The organism is Streptomyces sp. ISL-66, from assembly GCF_018614135.1.
Classification (GTDB): Bacteria; Actinomycetota; Actinomycetes; order Streptomycetales; family Streptomycetaceae; genus Streptomyces.
In genome coordinates this window covers 17,423-35,056 of the sequence record NZ_JAGGOW010000012.1, presented here as the reverse complement: position 1 = coordinate 35,056, position 17,634 = coordinate 17,423, and the positions used below count along the sequence as shown (strand labels likewise).

The 17,634-nt window shown below is 71.5% G+C and carries 18 protein-coding genes; 8 read left to right on the top strand and 10 right to left on the bottom strand.

Features of this window, described 5'->3' with window-relative positions:
• Positions 1–16 precede the first annotated feature (16 nt).
• Entirely contained in the window at positions 17–1,195 is a 1,179-nt protein-coding gene (locus J7E97_RS03135) for an epoxide hydrolase family protein (protein WP_215021961.1), read from the top strand.
• A gap of 22 nt (positions 1,196–1,217) precedes the next feature.
• A complete protein-coding gene (locus J7E97_RS03130; RefSeq protein ID WP_215021959.1) occupies positions 1,218–1,550 on the top strand; it encodes a DUF664 domain-containing protein in 333 nt (110 codons plus the stop codon).
• Positions 1,551–1,592: 42 nt separating this feature from the next.
• Here the strand turns inward: J7E97_RS03130 and J7E97_RS03125 are convergent, their stop codons facing one another.
• Positions 1,593–2,144 (bottom strand): flavoprotein, encoded by a 552-nt coding sequence (locus tag J7E97_RS03125; RefSeq protein WP_215021957.1) that lies wholly within the window; start codon positions 2,142–2,144, stop codon positions 1,593–1,595.
• Between the two features lie 241 nt (positions 2,145–2,385).
• On the opposite strand from J7E97_RS03125, the gene J7E97_RS03120 reads away from it, so the two are divergent.
• Both J7E97_RS03120 and J7E97_RS03115 read left to right on the top strand, forming a co-directional pair.
• Positions 2,386–3,255, top strand: a complete 870-nt coding sequence (locus J7E97_RS03120) for an NAD(P)H-binding protein (protein WP_215021955.1) — start codon at positions 2,386–2,388, stop codon at positions 3,253–3,255.
• Positions 3,256–3,349: 94 nt separating this feature from the next.
• Positions 3,350–4,264, top strand: coding sequence for an AraC family transcriptional regulator (locus tag J7E97_RS03115; RefSeq protein ID WP_215021953.1), 915 nt, complete (start codon positions 3,350–3,352; stop codon positions 4,262–4,264).
• 14 nt (positions 4,265–4,278) lie between these two features.
• On the opposite strand, the gene J7E97_RS03110 is transcribed toward J7E97_RS03115, so the two are convergent.
• Positions 4,279–4,773 (bottom strand): GNAT family N-acetyltransferase, encoded by a 495-nt coding sequence (locus tag J7E97_RS03110; protein ID WP_215021951.1) that lies wholly within the window; start codon positions 4,771–4,773, stop codon positions 4,279–4,281.
• Between the two features lie 130 nt (positions 4,774–4,903).
• Positions 4,904–5,431 carry a DUF1772 domain-containing protein gene (locus tag J7E97_RS03105; RefSeq protein ID WP_251053702.1) on the bottom strand — a complete coding sequence of 176 codons (528 nt, stop codon included), beginning with the start codon at positions 5,429–5,431 and terminating at the stop codon, positions 4,904–4,906.
• A 329-nt stretch (positions 5,432–5,760) separates the two neighbouring features.
• Here J7E97_RS03105 and gdhA point away from each other — a divergent pair, with 329 nt between their 5' ends.
• Both gdhA and J7E97_RS03095 read left to right on the top strand, forming a co-directional pair.
• Entirely contained in the window at positions 5,761–7,125 is a 1,365-nt protein-coding gene (gdhA, locus tag J7E97_RS03100) for an NADP-specific glutamate dehydrogenase (RefSeq protein WP_215021947.1), read from the top strand.
• Positions 7,126–7,418: 293 nt separating this feature from the next.
• Positions 7,419–8,759 carry an AMP-binding protein gene (locus J7E97_RS03095; RefSeq protein WP_215021945.1) on the top strand — a complete coding sequence of 447 codons (1,341 nt, stop codon included), beginning with the start codon at positions 7,419–7,421 and terminating at the stop codon, positions 8,757–8,759.
• 12 nt (positions 8,760–8,771) lie between these two features.
• On the opposite strand, the gene J7E97_RS03090 is transcribed toward J7E97_RS03095, so the two are convergent.
• A complete protein-coding gene (locus J7E97_RS03090) occupies positions 8,772–9,476 on the bottom strand; it encodes a TetR/AcrR family transcriptional regulator (protein ID WP_251053701.1) in 705 nt (234 codons plus the stop codon).
• Positions 9,477–9,664: 188 nt separating this feature from the next.
• On the opposite strand from J7E97_RS03090, the gene J7E97_RS03085 reads away from it, so the two are divergent.
• Positions 9,665–10,468, top strand: coding sequence for an MBL fold metallo-hydrolase (locus J7E97_RS03085; RefSeq protein WP_215021943.1), 804 nt, complete (start codon positions 9,665–9,667; stop codon positions 10,466–10,468).
• A 43-nt stretch (positions 10,469–10,511) separates the two neighbouring features.
• Complete coding sequence (locus J7E97_RS03080; RefSeq protein WP_215021941.1) at positions 10,512–11,405, top strand: DMT family transporter; 894 nt, start codon at positions 10,512–10,514, stop codon at positions 11,403–11,405.
• 18 nt (positions 11,406–11,423) lie between these two features.
• Here J7E97_RS03080 and J7E97_RS03075 read toward each other — a convergent pair whose 3' ends face one another.
• The 6 genes from J7E97_RS03075 to J7E97_RS03050 all read right to left on the bottom strand — a co-directional run bounded on the left by J7E97_RS03075 (position 11,424) and on the right by J7E97_RS03050 (position 17,552).
• Positions 11,424–11,837, bottom strand: a complete 414-nt coding sequence (locus J7E97_RS03075; RefSeq protein WP_308346270.1) for a GNAT family N-acetyltransferase — start codon at positions 11,835–11,837, stop codon at positions 11,424–11,426.
• Positions 11,838–11,950: 113 nt separating this feature from the next.
• Positions 11,951–13,012, bottom strand: a complete 1,062-nt coding sequence (locus tag J7E97_RS03070) for an endonuclease/exonuclease/phosphatase family protein (protein ID WP_215021938.1) — start codon at positions 13,010–13,012, stop codon at positions 11,951–11,953.
• Between the two features lie 85 nt (positions 13,013–13,097).
• A complete protein-coding gene (locus J7E97_RS03065) occupies positions 13,098–14,063 on the bottom strand; it encodes an NAD(P)-dependent oxidoreductase (RefSeq protein ID WP_215021936.1) in 966 nt (321 codons plus the stop codon).
• A gap of 296 nt (positions 14,064–14,359) precedes the next feature.
• A complete protein-coding gene (locus tag J7E97_RS03060) occupies positions 14,360–15,142 on the bottom strand; it encodes an SDR family NAD(P)-dependent oxidoreductase (protein ID WP_251053700.1) in 783 nt (260 codons plus the stop codon).
• A gap of 39 nt (positions 15,143–15,181) precedes the next feature.
• Positions 15,182–16,435, bottom strand: a complete 1,254-nt coding sequence (locus J7E97_RS03055; RefSeq protein ID WP_308346269.1) for a cytochrome P450 — start codon at positions 16,433–16,435, stop codon at positions 15,182–15,184.
• A 154-nt stretch (positions 16,436–16,589) separates the two neighbouring features.
• On the bottom strand, positions 16,590–17,552 hold the full coding sequence (locus tag J7E97_RS03050) for a ScbA/BarX family gamma-butyrolactone biosynthesis protein (RefSeq protein WP_285427791.1): 963 nt from the start codon (positions 17,550–17,552) through the stop codon (positions 16,590–16,592).
• Positions 17,553–17,634: the final 82 nt, after the last annotated feature.

The following is a 17,634-nucleotide window of genomic DNA, read 5'->3' as shown; positions in this document are numbered from 1 at the left end:
CGCGGCAGGGCAAGGCATGGGGAGCACGGGCGAATCCGGGGAGTGGGCGCGGCCGTTCCGGCTCGACGTGGCGCAGCGGGAGCTGGACGATCTGGCCTGGCGGCTGGAACGGGCGCGGTGGCCCGACGAGTTGCCCGGGGCGGGGCGGGCCTACGGGATGCCGCTCGCGGAGCTGCGCGAGCTGGCGGAGTACTGGCGTGAGGGGTACGACTGGCGGGCCGCCGAGGCGCGGTTGAACGAGTGGCCGCAGTACACCGCCGTCATCGACGGGGCGCGGGTGCACTTCGCGCACCTGCGGTCGCCCGAGCCGGACGCGACCCCGCTGCTCATGACCCACGGCTGGCCCGGGTCGTTCGTGGAGTTCCAGAAGGTCGCCGGACCGCTGACCGATCCGCGGGCCCACGGCGGGGATCCGGCCGATGCCTTCCACCTGGTGCTGCCCCACATCCCGGGCTTCGCGCTGTCCGGGCCGACCACCGAGCGTGGGTGGGAGTTCAAGCGGGTCGCGCGGGCTTTCGGGGTCCTGATGGAGCGGCTCGGGTACGAGGCGTACGGGGTCCAGGGCGGTGACTGGGGCGCGGCCGTCTCGCGGGAGCTGGGCCGGATCCGGCCCGGGAACGTGGTCGGGGTCCACTTGAACCTGCTCCCGGGCGGTGGGGCCACCGCGGAGCCGAGCACCGAGGAACTGGCCGCGCTGAGCCCGGCCGAGCAGGAGCGCACGCTCGCCTCCTGGGCGCGGTACCGGGTCTGGGCGCGCGAGCGGCAGGGCTACGCCGACATCCAGGCGACCCGGCCGCAGACGCTCGCGTACGGGCTGAACGATTCGCCGGTCGGTCTGCTCGCGTGGATCGGCGAGAAGTTCGCGGAGTGGGCGGACCCCCGTAGCCCAGTGGACCGAGATCAGATGCTGACCAACGTGATGTTGTACTGGCTGACGGGGACGGCCGGTTCCGCTGCCCGTATCTACTACGAGCGCGCGCACGCCGACTACCAGGGGCTGCCGCCCGAGGTGTCGAGCACCCCGACCGCGCTCGCCGACTTCCCGCGGGACAACTTCGTACCGCTGCGGCACGTCGCCGCGCGGACGGAGCGCATCGTGCGCTGGACTTCGTACGAGAAGGGCGGGCACTTTCCCGCGATGGAGGTGCCGGACCTGTTGGTGGGGGACGTGCGGGCGTTCTTCCGGTCCGTGTGAGGTGTGCGGTGATGATCATCCGATGTTCGACGGACAGCGGACCCGGCGGGTACTGGTGGGCGACGAGCGAGCCACTTTGACCAGCGTCCTCCAGTGGCAGCGGGACACCCTGATGATGACCGAGTTCCACGTCGACGATGTGGACGTGGCCGGGTCGTTCAAGATCTGGGAGGACACCTGCGTGCGCTCGCGGGCGGTCGTGGACGCGGCCGGATCGCTGGACGTGACCGGGTCCTACGACGGTCAGACCTACTCCCTGCACTACGTGCTGACCCACATGATCGAGGAGTACGCCCGGCACAACGGGCATGCGGACCTGTTGCGCGAGGCGATCGACGGGACGACGGGGGAGTGACGAAGTAGGGGAGTAGGGAGCGGGCGGCTCTCGGGGGTCGGACTATGCGGCGGAGGACGTGACGCGGTCCACGGCGTCCAGGGCCACCGGCCACGGGAAGTGCGCGGGGGAGTCCGGGCCGGCGGGGCCCGGGGTGAACCCGTCCTCGCCGAGGAGGACGGAGACGCCGGCGCCGCGCAGGACGGCGAGGGACTGGTCGAACTGCGGGTGGGCGGCGAGGGCGGCGTTGGCACAGGGCATGGTGACGACGGGGGTGCCCTTGCCGATGGCTTCGGCGGCGACGCCGACGGCGAACCGGTCGGTGAGGCCCAGCGCCCAGGCGTTGACGGTGTTGAAGGTGGCGGGCGCGACGAGCAGGGCGTCGGCCGCCGGCCATACGTCGGGCTCTCCGGGCAGCTTGTACTGCCAGCGGACGGGGTGGCCGGTGAGTGCGGCGAGGCCGTCGAGGTTGCCGGAGAGCCAGTGCGCGGCGGTGGGGGTGAGGCCGAGACAGACGTCCCAGCCCCGGGACTGGGCGTCCTCGATGACATGGGCCACGTCGAAGACGGGCGGGGCGGCGGAGCAGAGCAGATAGAGGGTCTTCGTCGTGGTCATACCGCAATGTGATCATATTGCTCGGCCTTGGGTGCACACGGTGGTTCGGGAGAGGGGTCGGCTCGTGTGGACGGGGGGTGGTCCCGGGGGAGTTGCGTTCTTGTGCACACGCTCGCCAAGCGGTAAGCCGGGGTGGGGTCGTGGTTGCGGTGGTCGTCGTGGGCGTTGCCTTGGACGTAGGCGTATGTGATTGAGCTTCTCGGCCATGTCGCGTCTCAGGCGTGGCGCGTTGACTGTTCTCATGACGAAGACGCAGAGCACGCAGAGCACGCAGAGCACTCAGGACGCACAGGATGCGTTCGCCGCTTCCCGCACGCTGGTCATCGGTGGGACGGGGAAGACGGGCCGGCGCGTGGCCGACAAGCTCACCGCCCTGGGCCGGGCGGTCCGGATCGGGTCGCGGTCCGCCGAGCCGGCCTTCGACTGGAACGAGCCCGCGAGTTGGGGCCCGGCGCTCGAGGGCGTGGACCGGGTGTACGTCACGTACTACCCCGACCTCTCCTTCCCGGGCGCCGTCGAGCAGATCGGCGCCTTCGCCACGGCCGCGGTGGCCGCGGGCGCGCGCCGGCTGGTGCTGCTCTCGGGTCGCGGCGAGGAGGCGGCCGAGCGGAGCGAGGACGCGCTGAAGGCGTCGGGGGCGGACTGGACGATCGTGCGCTCGGCCTGGTTCAACCAGAACTTCGACGAGAGCTTCTTCCTGGAGCCCGTGCTGGCGGGGGAGATCGCCCTGCCGACGGCCGACGCCGTCGAGCCGTTCGTGGACGCCGACGACATCGCCGACGTGGTGGTGGCCGCGCTGAGCGACGACCGGCACATCGGCCGCACGTACGAGCTCTCCGGTCCGCGGCTGCTGAGCTTCACCGACGTCGCCGCCGAGCTGTCGAAGGCGACGGGGCGCGAGATCTCGTACGTTCCGGTTTCGAACGAGGCCTACCGGGCGGTGCTGCGCGAGAACGGGCTGCCGGAGGAGTTCACGGACCTGTTCACGCTGCTCCTGGACGGGCGCAACGCGCACCTGGTGGACGGGGTGGAGGAGGTGCTGGGCCGAAAGCCCAGGGACTTCGCGGACTTCGCCCGGGAGGCGGCGGCCCGCGGTGTCTGGGACGCGTAGGACGCGGGTGCGGGTGCGGGATCGGGATCGGGTGCGGGATTGCGGGCGGGATCGGGTGCAGGTCGGGTGGGGGTCGGCTGGGGACAATGGGTGGATGGACACGCTGACGGCTCTGCTCGAAGGCCCCAAGGCCAGGTCGGCCTTCCTCATCAAGTCCGTCTTCAACCCGCCCTGGTCGGTCCGGATCGAGGACCGGGCGCCGCTGTCGGTGATGACGATGGTGAACGGCTCGGCGTGGTTGCTCCCGGACGGGGGCGAACCGGTGCTCGTCGCACCGGGCGAGGTGGCGCTGGTGCGGGGACCGGATCCGTACACCCTCTCCGACGCCCGGGACACGCCGGTGCGGATCCGGGTGGGATCGGACCAGCGGTGCAGCAGGGTGGACGGCGGGGAGGACGTGTCCGACTCGATGGCGCTCGGGGCGCGGACGTGGGGCGAGGCGGCCGGTTCGGTGGTGCTGCTGAGCGGCACCTACCAGGACCCCGGCGAGATCGGCAGCCGCCTGCTCACCGCGCTCCCGCCGGTGCTGGTCGGGCCGGTGGACCCGGCGCTGGTGGCGCTGCTGGGCGGGGAGATCTCCCGCACGGAGCCGGCCCAGGACGTGGTCCTGAACCGGCTGTTGGACCTGCTGCTGATCGGCGTCGTGCGGGGCTGGCTCGCGGAGCGCGGCGGCGCCGAGAACGACCCGGTGACCGGCCCGGCGCTGCGGCTGCTGCACGAGAATCCCGCGTACGGCTGGACGGTGGAATCGCTGGCCCGCAAGGTCGGCGTCTCGCGGGCGGCGCTGGCCCGCCGCTTCACCGAGCTGGTCGGCGAGCCCCCGATGTCCTATCTGACGGGCTGGCGGCTGGCCTTGGCGGCGGACCTCCTGAGGGACCCGTCCACGACGCTCGCCTCGGCGGCCCATCAGGTCGGCTACAGCTCGGCCTTCTCCTTGTCCACGGCCTTCAAGCGGGTACGCGGGGTCAGCCCCCGGGAGTTCCGGGCGGGGTCCGGCCCCGCGGCGTAGGCGGCAACCGGCACTCAGGCCGTCGGGAGTTTCAGGACGGCGACCTTTTGGCCCGCGCTTTCCTCGCCCGTCGGGCGGAAGCCCAGGGCGAGGTAGAAGGGTTCGGGGGAGCCGGGGCCCGGTTCCCACGTGACGTAGGCGTGGGTGGCGCCGAGGCGGCGGAGTTCGGCGGTGACCGCCGCGACCGCGAAGCGGCCGTAGCCCTTGGATTGGTGGGCGGCCGAGATGTTCAGGCGCCACAGGCCGGAGCGGATGTCGCGGGGGTCCGCGGCCGCGTTCCAGGCGATGTCGAGGAAGGCCATCACGAAGCCGACGACCTCGTCGCCGTCGACGATCGCCCGGGGCCAGGCCGTCTCTGCGTGAACGTACGCCTCGGCCAGCGACTTCACGACCGGGGCCACGAGGTGTGCCTGGTCGGAGCGGACCGACACCGCGCAGACGGCGTCGAAGTTTTCCGTGGTGACCGGTTCGAGGCGGAGGGACGACGGAGTTGGGGTGGGGTTGGTCATCCCCGCAGCCTACGGGCGCACTACACGCAGCTCGGCGGGGGCGGTGCTCGCCTTCCGCGGTCACTTCGCCGCGCTGGTCGCCGCCTTCGCGGTCGCGTTGAGGGCTTGTGCGGGTACCTGCTGCGGGGGACTACGTGGATGCTGCCAGCAGGGCCCAGGCCTGACAGGTGAGGGCGGCCGTGCACAGGGCGGTGCGCCAGCGGTTGGCGGGCACCCACTTCGTCTCGAAGGCCTGGCGCACGGCGGACGGTTCGGCGATCCGCTCGGCGTCGCCGGCTGCCTCCAGGGCGTTGTTGAGCGGGATGTTCACCCGGCCGGTCACCGCGAGGGCCAGTACGTACGCGACCAAGGCGCCGGTCAGTGGGGGCAGTACGGCGTGCTCGCCGGCGGGCAGGTGCAGGGCCAGCGCGAGGGTGGTGAAGAGGAGCGCGCCGAGGAAGGCGAGCATGAACCAGCCGTTGATGATGGACGTGTTGACGCGCTGCATGACCGAGATGAGGGTCCGGTCGTCGGAGCGCTTGAGGGCCGGCATCACCGAGACGTCGAAGGCGAAGAACAGGCCGGCCATCAGGCCCGTGGTGAGCGTCGCGCAGACGAGGGCGGTGAGCCGTGCGGTGTCCATGTCCATGTCCATGCCCCTGTCTATGCCGATCTTCATGGTCATGTCCACGGGTCGCCGACGGCCTCGGTCCGGGGGTGGGGGCCGACGGGTGAGGGCGGGGCCATGTCAGGGGCGAGGTCGGGTCCAGGCTGGGTCCAGGGTGGGTCCAGGTGGGCGGGGAATCCTTTGGGCCACGATTGCGGATCCGGTGGCCGAAGGCTCCCGTTGAGGGGGCTGGAAAGGCTCGTGGTCCCGGTTCGCGGGCACGGTACTCTCCGGCTGGGGCTGTGTCCCGGCCGCCGGTTTCCGTCATGCGGAAGACGGCGCCGGAGCGGCGAGCCGCATCTCGCGCCGGTCCCGGTACCGCAACCCAGGAGGAACAGACCGTGACGGACCCCAAGGACCCCCAGAGCCGACTGGACGCGCTGCGCGGTGACATCGAGCGGCGCAACCCCGCCCAGCCCGAGTTCCACCAGGCCGTGCGCGAGGTCCTGGACACCCTGGCCCCGGTGTTCGCGGCGCGCCCCGAGTACGCCGAGCCGGGCGTGGCCCTGTTGGAGCGGCTCACCGAGCCGGAGCGGCAGATCATCTTCAGGGTTCCGTGGCAGGACGACCGCGGTCACGTCCACGTCAACCGCGGTTACCGCGTCGAATTCAACAGCGCGCTCGGCCCGTACAAGGGCGGCCTGCGCTTCCACCCCTCCGTGGACATCGGTGTGGTGAAGTTCCTCGGCTTCGAGCAGATCTTCAAGAACGCGCTGACGGGGCTCGGCATCGGCGGCGGCAAGGGCGGTAGCGACTTCGACCCGCGCGGCAAGTCCGACGCCGAGGTCATGCGCTTCTGCCAGTCGTTCATGACCGAGCTCCACCGCCACATCGGGGAGCACACCGACGTCCCGGCGGGCGACATCGGCGTCGGCGGCCGCGAGATCGGCTACCTCTTCGGGCAGTACCGGCGCATCACCAACCGCTGGGAGGCCGGCGTCCTGACCGGCAAGGGCCAGGGCTGGGGTGGCTCGCTGATCCGCCCGCAGGCCACCGGCTACGGCAGCGTGCTCTTCGCCGCCGAGATGCTGGCGGTCAAGGGGCTGTCGCTCGACGGGCTGACGGCGATCGTGTCGGGTTCCGGCAACGTCGCCATCTACACGATCGAGAAGCTCCAGCAGCTGGGCGCGAACCCGCTGACCGCCTCCGACTCCCAGGGCTACGTCATCGACGAGAAGGGCATCGACCTCGCGCTGCTGAAGCAGATCAAGGAGGTCGAACGCGGCCGCGTGAGCGACTACGCGCAGCGGCGCGGGCCGTCGGCGCGGTTCGTGCCGGGCGGCCGGGTCTGGGACGTCGCGGCGGAGGTCGCCTTCCCTTCGGCCACGCAGAACGAGTTGACCGAGGCCGATGCGCGGACGCTGATCGCGAACGGGGTCAAGGCGGTGTCGGAGGGCGCGAACATGCCGACGGTGCCGGACGCGGTGCGTCTGTTGCAGTCCGCCGGGGTTGCCTTCGGGCCCGGCAAGGCGGCGAACGCGGGCGGGGTCGCGGTGAGCGCGCTGGAGATGGCGCAGAACGCCGGGCGGGTGGCGTGGAGTGCGGAGCGGGTCGAGGAGGAGCTGGCGGGCATCATGCGGGACATTCACGCGGTGTCGTACGAGACCGCGCAGCGGTATGGGGCCGCCGGGGATTATGTGGCCGGGGCGAATATTGCCGGGTTTGAGCGGGTGGCGGATGCGATGCTGGCGCAGGGGCTGATCTGAGGTAATCCCGCGCTGGTGGGTGGGTGCGGGTGTGGGGCGGGCTGTCCCGTGGTGGTGTGCCGCTGCGCGGGCTTGTCCCCGACCCGCCCTTCCTCCGTTCCCCGGGCTCCGCCCGGACCCGGGGAGGGCCGGGCTGCGCCCGGGGTTTCCTGGGGCTCCGCCCCAGACCCCGCGCCTCAAACGCCGGCGGGGCTGGATTTGGGCCCGCGCCGCTGGGTTCGGGGCGGTTCGGGGTGTGGGTTTGTAGCCTGGGGGGCGGTTGACGGCATCTTCGGAGCTCCTAGGGGGAGTCAGTGCTGACCGCGCTTACCGGGGTCTATGGGGATCGGGCCGATGCCCTGCGGGTGGATGGGCGGGGGGCTTCCTACGAGGCGTTGCTCGGGGCCGCTCGTGCGGTGGCCGCCGATGTCGCGGGGGCGCCTGCCTTTGCGGTGACGGCCACTGCTTCGCTGGAGACCGTTGCCGCCGTCGTCGGGGGGCTGCTCGCCGGGGTGCCCTTCGTACCGCTGCCGCCCGATGCCGGGCCGGCCGAGCGGGAGCACATCCTGCGGGATTCCGGGGCCGTGCTCGTTGACGTGCACTTCGCGCGTCGCTCGGACCGCTCCCTTTCCGTTCCGGCCCCCGACCCCGCCGCCGCGGCGCTGATCCTCTACACCTCGGGAACCACCGGGCCGCCCAAGGGCGTCGTGCTGACCGCCGAGGCGGTCGCCGCCGACCTCGACGCGCTCGCCGAGGCCTGGCAGTGGAGTGCCGAGGACACGCTCGTGCACGGACTGCCGCTGTTCCACGTGCACGGCCTGGTCCTCGGAGTGCTCGGCGCCCTGCGCACCGGCAGCCGCCTCGTGCACACCGGGCGGCCCACCCCCGGGGCCTACGCGGCGGCCGGAGGGAGCCTGTACTTCGGGGTTCCGACCGTGTGGTCCCGTATCGCCGGGGCTCCGGAGGCCGCGGCCGCGCTGGGCGGGGCCCGGCTGCTCGTCTCCGGCAGCGCGGCGCTGCCCGCACCCGTTTTCCGGGACCTGGAGCGGCTGACCGGGCTGCGTCCCGTGGAGCGCTACGGCATGACGGAGACGCTGATCACGATCAGCGGGCGGGCGGGCGGCGAAGTACGGCCCGGTACGGTCGGCACCCCGCTCCCCGGCATCCGTACGCGCATCGTGGCGGAGGCGGGCGCGGACATCGGCGAGCTCCAGCTCACGGGGCCCACGCTGTTCGCGGGCTATCTGGGCCGGCCCGAGGCCACGGCCGCCGCGTACACGGAGGACGGGTGGTTCCGTACGGGGGACATCGCGGCCGTCGACGAGGCGGACGGCGTCCACCGGATCGTGGGCCGGGCCTCCATCGACCTGATCAAGTCGGGCGGCTACCGGATCGGCGCGGGCGAGATCGAGAACGCGCTGCTGGACCACCCCGGGGTGAGCGAGGCGGCGGTGGTCGGGTTGCCGGACGCCGATCTGGGGCAGCGGATCGTCGCGTTCGTGGTGGCCGAGGGAGTGACGGGGGCGGAACTCACCGACTTCGTCGCCGCGCACCTGTCGGTGCACAAGCGGCCGCGCGAGGTGCGGTTCGTGGCGGCGATCCCGCGCAATGCGATGGGCAAGCCGCAGAAGAAGCTGTTGCTGGCGGACGGCTGACCCCACGGACACCTACCTACTTGACCAACTACCTCCCCGCCCGCCGCGGGTCAGGTGGTCGAGGGCGGTGTCGTCCACGGGGGCCGTTCCGGTGAGGGTGCCGACCAGGGCCTGTGCGAGGACGGTCGCGGTGCCGATCCGGGTGTCTTCCCGCTCGTCGCCGGTGACCTTCCCGATCACGGCGTCGCGGACCGACTGGGAGATGTCGAGGCCCCCGAACGGCTCGGGGAAGGACAGGGCCATCAGGCACACGCCCACGTTGGCGGAGAGGATCGACTGGCCGGCCAGTTCGGGGGTCGTGCGCAGTCGCCCGGCGTCGCGACACCGCTCCACGGCCGACAGGAGCAGGGCCTGTGCTTCCTTGATCGACTGCGGTTTCGCGTCTCCCGTCGGCGTGAACATCAGCCGGTAGAGGTGGGGATTGCGCAGGGCGAAGGTGACGTGGCTGTCCCACGCCGTGCGCAGGTCGGCCACCGGGTCGTCGGTGAGGGGATTGCGCCGCTTGTTGGCGAGGAAGCGCTCGAAGCCGATGTCGGCGACCGCGATGAGCAGCCCTTCCTTGTCGCCGAACTGGCGGTAGATCTCGGGCATTCCGACCTTGGCCCGGTCGCAGATGGCGCGGGTGGAGATCGCCAGGGCGTCCTTGGTGGCGAGCAGTTCCGCGGTGGCTTCCAAGATGCGCTCTCGGGCCGTTGGCATGGCTGGCATGGCTGACATGGCTCCAACGATAGCAACGCTAACAGGAGTGACGGATGGGACTGCGCGGGGATCGGTGCGGGGAGGGGGGGAGTGATGAGGTCGTTTGTTATCGATGATTACGAGATGTGTTAGCGTTCGACACGTCTGAAAGGGCAACCCGCTTACAAGGTGCCCGACTGTTTCGTAGCGAGAGAGCTGGTATCCCCATGAGCCCTGCACCGACCCCGGCCGACGTGTTCACCGTGACGCACGTGGGTGGCCCGACCGTGATCCTCGAGGTCGCCGGGCTGCGCATCCTGGTGGACCCGGCCTTCGACGAGCCCAAGAAGTACGAGAGCGGCCTCGAGAAGATCCAGGCTCCCGCCTTCGGAACGGACGGGATCGGCAAGATCGACGCCGTACTGCTCTCCCACGACCAGCACGACGACAACCTCGACGACAAGGGCCGCGAGCTCCTCAACGAGGTGCCCGTCGTGCTCTCCACGCCGGGAGCGCGGAGGCGTCTGGGTACTCATGTCACGGGCCTGGAGAACTGGGACTTCCATGAGCTGAAGGGCGCCGGCGGGACGGTCAAGGTCACCGCGGTGCCCGCCCTGCACGGTCCCGACGGCGTGGACCGTGGCGAGGACGGCGAGGTCACAGGTTTCGTGCTGAGCGGTGAGGGCGTGCCCACCACCTACATCTCGGGTGACAACGCCTCGGTGAAGGTCGCCAAGCAGGTCGGCGACCGCATCAAGGCGGAGCTCGGCCCCATCGACACGGCCGTCCTCTTCGCCGGCGCCGCCCGGACGCCCGCGATCCTGGACAACGCCCCGCTCACCCTCACCTCAGCGAACGCGGCGCTGGTGGCGAAGGACCTCGACGCCCGCCTCGTGGTCCCGGTGCACACCGACAGCTGGAACATCTACTCCGAGGACATCGCCTCCCTCGTGAAGGCGTTCGAGGGGCAGGGCATCGCGGGCACGCTCGTCGATCTGACGCCGGCCGGCGAGACGAAGGACCTGTCGTAGGACAGTCGGCGGACATGGCTCCGAAGGCCGGTAACTTGCACGCATGGACAATTCCCCTGACGGGCCCGGGGCCGACCGGCGCGCGCTGATAGCCGCCGCGGTGACCGTAGTGCTGTGGGCTTCCGCCTTCGTCTCCATCCGGTCCGCCGCCGCGCACTTCGGGCCCGGAGCGCTCGCGTTCGGACGCCTGCTGACGGCCGCGCTCGTGCTCGGGCTGGTCCTGCTCGTCAAGCGGGTACCGCCGCCGCCGAAGCGGGCGTGGCCCGGGATCCTGGCCTCCGGGGTGCTGTGGTTCGGCCTGTACATGGTGACGCTGAACTGGGGCGAGCAGCTCGTGGACGCCGGCACCGCGGCCATGATCGTGAACATCGGCCCGATCCTGATCGCCCTGCTCAGCGGCTGGCTGCTGAAGGAGGGGTTCCCGCCGATGCTGCTGGCGGGCATGGCCGTCTCCTTCGCGGGGGCCGTCGTGGTCGGACTGTCCACCTCCGGCGGGGGATCCGCCTCGCTGGGCGGCGTACTGCTCTGCCTGCTCGCCGCGCTCACCTACGGGGCCGGGGTCGTCTCGCAGAAACCGGCCCTGCGGTACGCGAGCCCGCTCCAGGTGACCACGTACGGCTGCTTCGTCGGCACCGCCGTCACGCTGCCCTTCGCCTGGCAGCTCGTCGACCAGCTTCCGGGGGCGCCGCTCGCCGCCACCCTCAACATGGTCTACCTGGGACTCTTCCCGACCGCCCTTGCCTTCACCACCTGGTCGTACGCGCTGTCGCGGACCACCGCCGGGAAGATGGGCGCGACGACGTACGCCGTGCCCGCGGTCGTGGTGCTCATCGCCTGGATCGCCCTCGACGAGATCCCGACAGGGATGACCCTGCTGGGCGGCGCGATCTGCCTGGCCGGCGTCGCCGTCTCCCGGAAGCGGCGGGTTGCCGTCTAGTGCTGAGGCCGGACAGGTTCACCGGGTCGCGATGCCCGGCAAACCGTCCCGGCCGACGAGGCGGAGGTCGACGAAGGGGATGGTGTCGCCGGGGAGGACGTAGCGGTCGAACTCGACGAAGCCGTTCGCACGGGCGAAGGTCAGGCCCTCCGGGTTGGAGGCGAGGACGACGGTCTCGATGACCTCGGCTCCGAGCTGCCGGGCCTGGGCGAGGCCCCGTTCGTACAGGGCGCGCCCGAGTCCCCGGCCCCGGTGCGCGGGCAGGATCCGGGCGATCACGGTGGCGGTCGCGTTGCCGTCGGCCGGCGGGCGGACCGTCATGCATCCGACGAGGGTGTCGCCGAGGTAGGCCGCCTCCAGGACGTTCCGCCCGGCGCGCTCCCGTACGACTTCGAGCGGCAGCTCGTCCGTGGGAATGATCAGGTTGTGCACGTACTGCCAGTCGCGCAGGGCGGTTTCGGAGCCGCGGCCCCGTCGCCCCGGACCCGTTCCGTGCGGAGCAGCGATGCGTCTGCCACCCGTCCGAATTCAGTCATGGCCGCACGCTAACCGAAGCGTATGACCGCACGGACGGGCAGGTGGTCGCTGCGGGTGGCGGGGAGCGTGCGGATGGCCGTCACCGTGCCCGAGCGGGCCAGGACCTGGTCGATCCGGGCCAGCGGGAAGGACGCGGGCCAGCTGAACGCGAAGCCCGACTCGGGTGCGTTCAGCCGGGAGGCCCGGACCGGGTCCAGGCCGCGGTCGTCGACGGTGCTGTTGAGGTCCCCGAGCAGGACGACCCGGTCGGCGGGCTCCGCGGCGAGTACGGCGCCGAGCAGCACGGCGCTCGCGTCGCGCCGGCCTGAGCCGAGGCCGGAGGGGCCGAGGCGCAGCGACGGCAGGTGGGCCACGTACACGGCGACGGGTCCGCGCGGGGTGGTGGCGCTCGCGCGCAGGGCCCGGTTCCAGTCGGGGCCCAGGCCGGCCGGTCTGATGTCCACGGGGCGTACGTCGGTGAGCGGGTACTTCGACCAGAGGCCGACCGTGCCGTGGGTGGCGTGGTGGGGGTAGTCGGTGGCGAGGGCGGCGGTGAAGGCCGGCAGGGCGGAGGGGGTCAGCTCCTCCAGGGCGATCAGGTCGGCGCGGGCGGCGGCGAGGGCGCGGGCGGTTCCGGCCGGGTCCGGGTTGTCGTCGCCGACGTTGTGCTGGACGGCGACGATCTCGGTCCGGCCGCCGCCGCTGCCTTCGCTGCCGGGGCCGTCGGCCCCGGCGGGTACGAGGAGGCCGCCGACCTGGCCGAGCCAGGCGGCCGCGGGGAGCAGCAGCGCGAGCGCGGCGACGGCGGAGCGGCGCAGCAGCGCGAGGCCGAGGAGGAGGGGGACGGCGAGGCCGAGCCAGGGGAGGAAGGTCTCCAGCAGACTGCCGAGGTGGCCGGCGGTGTTGGGCACGGCGGAGGGGAAGGCGAGCAGGGCGGCGACGAGCACGGCGAGGGCGGTGAGCCGGTGGACCGGGCGGCCGGGGAGGCGGGGGCGGCGGCGCCGCCCGGGGCCGGGGCCAGACCCGGGTTCGCGTCGTGGCCCGGGTCCCGGCCGGGGGGTCCTGCCCGTGTCTGTGTCTGCCTGAGCCATGGGGTCGTCCCCGTTCCGTTCCCGGCCCCCTCGCGCGGTGCCGCATGCTACGACGACGCCGGACCCGCGGATGCGGTTCCCGGGGTCACGCCCCCGCGAGGTGGGCGCGGTACCAGGGGGAGGCCGCGGCGAGGAAGGCCAGGGGGTCGGTCTCGGGGCGGACGCCTGCGAGGCGCCAGACGGGTTCGCTGCTCTGGCAGTAGTCGCGGGCCAGCAGGCCGAACTGGCGCTCGGTCACCCGGCCCGGGTGGGCGCGCAGTTCCTCCAGGCAGCGTTCCCACGGCCAGTCCCGGGTCACCGCCGGCAGTACCCCGTGGGCGGTCAGCGCCTGGGTCAGGGCGCCGGTGGTCACGGGGACGGGGTGGCTGGCGTGGTAGATCCCGCCGGGGACCGGGTCCGCGGCGGACGCGAGGGCGCCGATCAGCCGGGCCAGCTCGGTGACGTCCACGACGGAGAGCAGGGCGCGGCCGCCGTCCCAGCGGGCGGGGACCCGGCTCAGGAGCTCGGCCAGCGCCGGTACCACCCAGCGGTCGCCGGCGCCGAGGACCAGGCCCGGCCGCAGGACGACCCCGCCGGAGGCCAGCACCGGGGCCTCCGACTCCAGCCGGGTGCGGCTCGCGGCGGACGCCGGATCCGTGGGGACCTCGTCCACCTCGATGCCGCGGTGCGGGCGGCTCCCGTAGACCGCGGCGGTGGACAGGTGGATCACGCGCTTGACCCCCGCCCGCGCGGCCTCGTCCAGGAGGGCGGCGCCGCCCTCGACGTTGACCGTGCGGCAGCGCTCCGCGTCCGGTCCGATGTAGGAGGCCAGGTGCACCAGCGCGGTCGCGTCCTCGCAGACCCCGCGCAGCGAGGCGGGATCGGCCAGATCCGCCCCCACCCACTCCACGCCTTCGCGCGCTTCGCCGGGGGTGCGGGCGAGGGCGCGTACGCGGACGCCGGGGCGGCGGACGAGGTCCTCGAGGGCGGCGGAGCCGATGAAACCGGTGGCCCCGGTCAGGACGATCACGCCGGATCTGCGGACCGCGCGATCACGCTGGGCATTTGTCATGAGTTCCCCCGATTTCGGCGACAAATAAAACGATCACCGTACTTTACTGAGCTCTTTTCGGCCGACGGCAGAGGGCCGGTCGGGGTGATCGGGTGTTCGTGCACGTCGGGAGGGAGGTGGGGGCTGCGGTATTGGCTTGATCTCGTACGTCGCGGCCCCGAACGGGCCAGGTCAGGGCGGGTGGGCGTCGAAATCGGCGCCGTACGCCGACCGTTAACGGCGTTAACGGCGTCAACGCGTCAAGGGCATTAACGCCGTTAACGGTGCCGGCCGTCCTCGGCGCCCCCGGTGTCGGTTCAGCGGGCCGTCCAGCCGCCGTCCACCGGTACCGTCGCGCCGACCACGAAGGACGCCTGGTCGCTGAGGAGCCACGCGGCCGCGTACGCGATCTCGCGCGGGTCCGCCGTACGCGGCAGCGGGGCCATCGCGTGCAACTGCTGCTCCAGGCCCGGGTTCAGGTCGAACCACTGGCCCATCATCTCGCTGCGCGTGGTGCCGGGCGCGATGGCGTTGACGCGGACGCCCTGGGCGGCGTACTCCACGGCGGCCTTGGTGAGGCCGATGACCGCGTGCTTGGAGGCGATGTACGGGGCGGCCGCCGGGGTGTTGACGAGTCCGGCGACGCTGCTGTTGTTCACGATCGCACCGCCGTTCGCGAGCATCGCGGCGATCTCGTGCTTCATGCAGTTCCAGGTGCCGAGCACATTGGTGGCCATCACGGCCTCGAAGTCCGCGTCCTCCATGAGGTGCAGCGGCGCGGGGGCGGCCCCCGCGCCCGCGTTGTTGAAGGCGATGTCCAGACCGCCGAAGAGCTCCACCGCCCGGTCCACCGCCCGCTTGACCTCTTCGGTGCGCGAGACGTCCGTGACCGCGTAGGCGGCGGTGAAGCCCTTGGCCGTCAACTCCTTTGTGATGACCGCGAGTTCTCCCTCGCGCCGGGCGACCAGGAGCACCGAGGCACCGTTCTCGCAGAACAGCCGGGCCGCTGCCGCCCCGATGCCGCTGCTCGCGCCGGTGATCAGGGCGCGCTTGCCCGTCAGGAGTCCGCTGTTCGCCGTCATGTCGAAACCTTTCGTCATGACGGCAAGTCTTCGCGTCCCGGTCGGGCCGGACCGGCCTCAGTGGCCGGAATCGCTCCCCCGGGAAGGGCCCAGCAGGACGGGCAGCGAGAGGTGGCCGTTCGAGACGAACGAGTACTTCGGCAGCAGGGCTTCGACGGGCACGGCCAGGGAGATCTCCGGGAACCGTTCGAAGAGGGACGACAGGGCGACGGCGACTTCCATGCGGGCCAGCGTCACGCCGAGGCAGTAGTGCGCCCCGTAGCCGAAGGACACGTGGTCGCCCCGGGTGGCGCGGGTGAGGTCGAAGACGTCCGCGTCCTCGCCGTGGTGCAGCGGATCGCGGCCCGCGCCCGCGAAGCAGATGACGATCGCGTCGCCCTGCGGGATCGTCACGTCGTCGTCGATCTCGATGGCCTCGACGGCGTAGCGCAGGATGCTGTGCGCGCCGGGCGGGTCCACGCGCAGGGTCTCGTCGATGGCGTCCTGCCACGAGCCCTCGCCGGAGAGTACGAGCGCGAGCTGGTCGGGGTGCGACAGCAAACGGGCGACGGCGCTGTCGATGAGGTTCACCGTCGTCTCGTACCCGGCGGTGAACAGGAGGATGAGGTTGTCGAGGAGTTCCTTCTCGCTCATCTGCGACGAGCCCGAGTCGCACTCGGAGATGAGTGCCGAGGTCAGGTCGTCGGAGGGGTTCTCCCTCTTGTACGCGACCAGTTCGGTCATGGTTCCGTACAGGGCGATCCCGTTGGCCATCGCGTCCTCGGGGGTCGCCGAGGTGGCGAAGAAGTTGGCGATGATCTCCTGCAGGCGCTGCCGTGCGTCGGCGGGTATGCCGAACAGTTCACACACGACCTGGTGGGGCAGGACGTGTGCGAACTCCTCGCGCAGGTCCACCGGTTCGCCGGCCGGCGCCAGTTCGAGGCGGTCCAGCAGACCGGAGGCGATCTCCTCGACGCGCGGCCGCAGCGCCGCGACCCGGCGAGTGGTGAACTCGCGGGCCACGGGCTTGCGCAGGCGGGCGTGCTCCTCGCCGTAGGCGGTGACCATGTTCTGGACCGAGACCCAGATGGCGAGCGGCCACTTCTCGGATACCTCGCCCTTGATCCACGCCGGCCAGTGCCGGTAGGCGTCCTTCGAGACCCGGGGGTCCGTGAGCAGGCGTTTCACGAGTGCGTAGTCGGTGACCGACCAGGCCTCCACACCACCGGGGAGCACGACTTTCACCGCGCGGCCCCGGGACCGGATCTTCTTGATCTCCCCGTGGATGTCCTGGCCGAGGGGATCGATGACGAACGGGCACTGCCTGGTCACAGGAGTATCCCTCCTCCGGTGTGGGTGCGGATGCATGGGCGAATGGCACAGGCTGGCATGCCGGTGCTCCGGCCGCCACTTCGCTCTCTGGACGTCTCGCCTGATGGATCGGGGAGCATTGATTCCGCTTTTCTATGGGAAAAGGAAGCGGAGATCAGGAGGAAACCGGAAGCCCGTCGAGTACGGCGAGGAAGACCCGTCGGCCCGACTGGTGCCCCGTCACGCGCAGGGAAATCGTGTCGCTCGGCGAAAGCGCCTCGCTCCGCGTCCTGCTGACGGCCTGTGCCTGGATGAGGCAGGGCGCGTCGAACTCCGCATAACGCTCGAAGCCGAGCCGCAGCGAGGTGGGGTACAGCCGGATGCTGCCCATGAGCGCGAAGGCGGCCTGGTGGACGGCCTCCATCAAGACCATCCCCGGGACGTGGTCGTTGGGGCGCGCGAACAGGGTCTTGTTGGTGGTCGGCGCCCGCAGGGTCCAACAACTGGGGTCCTTCGTGGGGGCCAGCAGCACGTCGTCGGGTGCGGTCCGCCCGACGAGCGCGGGACGTACCGGGTCGGGTACGGAGTGCGCCGGGGCGGCGTCCGCGTACGCGCCGCGCAGCCGGCGGTAGGCCGCGGGAGAGGTGCAGGTCAGACTGCCGTCCCCGGTCGCGATGACCCGTCCGTCCCGGACGAGGACCATGTGGCAGGTCATCCCCGAGAGCCGGGTGCCCCGGAGCCGCACTTCGGAGCAGGTGACGTCGATCCGGACCGGGGAGTGGTCATCCGCGTCCAGGAGCCCGGGTTCGATCGTGTAGTTCAGGTCGGACATCAGGAAGTGGTATCCGAGCGGGACGCCGAATTCGGCGTGGGCGATGAGCATGCCTGCTTGGCGGACGGCCTCCGCGATCAGGGTCGGGGGTTGTAAACCGTGCAGCGCGGTATGGAACGGATGCTTTTCCGGCCAGCGCAGCGTGACGGCGAAACGATCCGTGCCCGTTTTCGCCCAGTCTGACAGCAACACGTCCGAGGTGGTCGGACGGTGTACGAGCCAGCTCGGCACGGTCGGTGGCCCGGACTCTCGGGTCCGGGCGGGCTGTCTATGGGCGGTCACACCTATGTCTGTACTGATTGTCATGGTTCCCCCCTCGGGAATTACTACCTTTCGCAGCCGGGCTGGTTAAGTCCCGGCCGCCGCAAGATACGTGCTGCCTGGTATA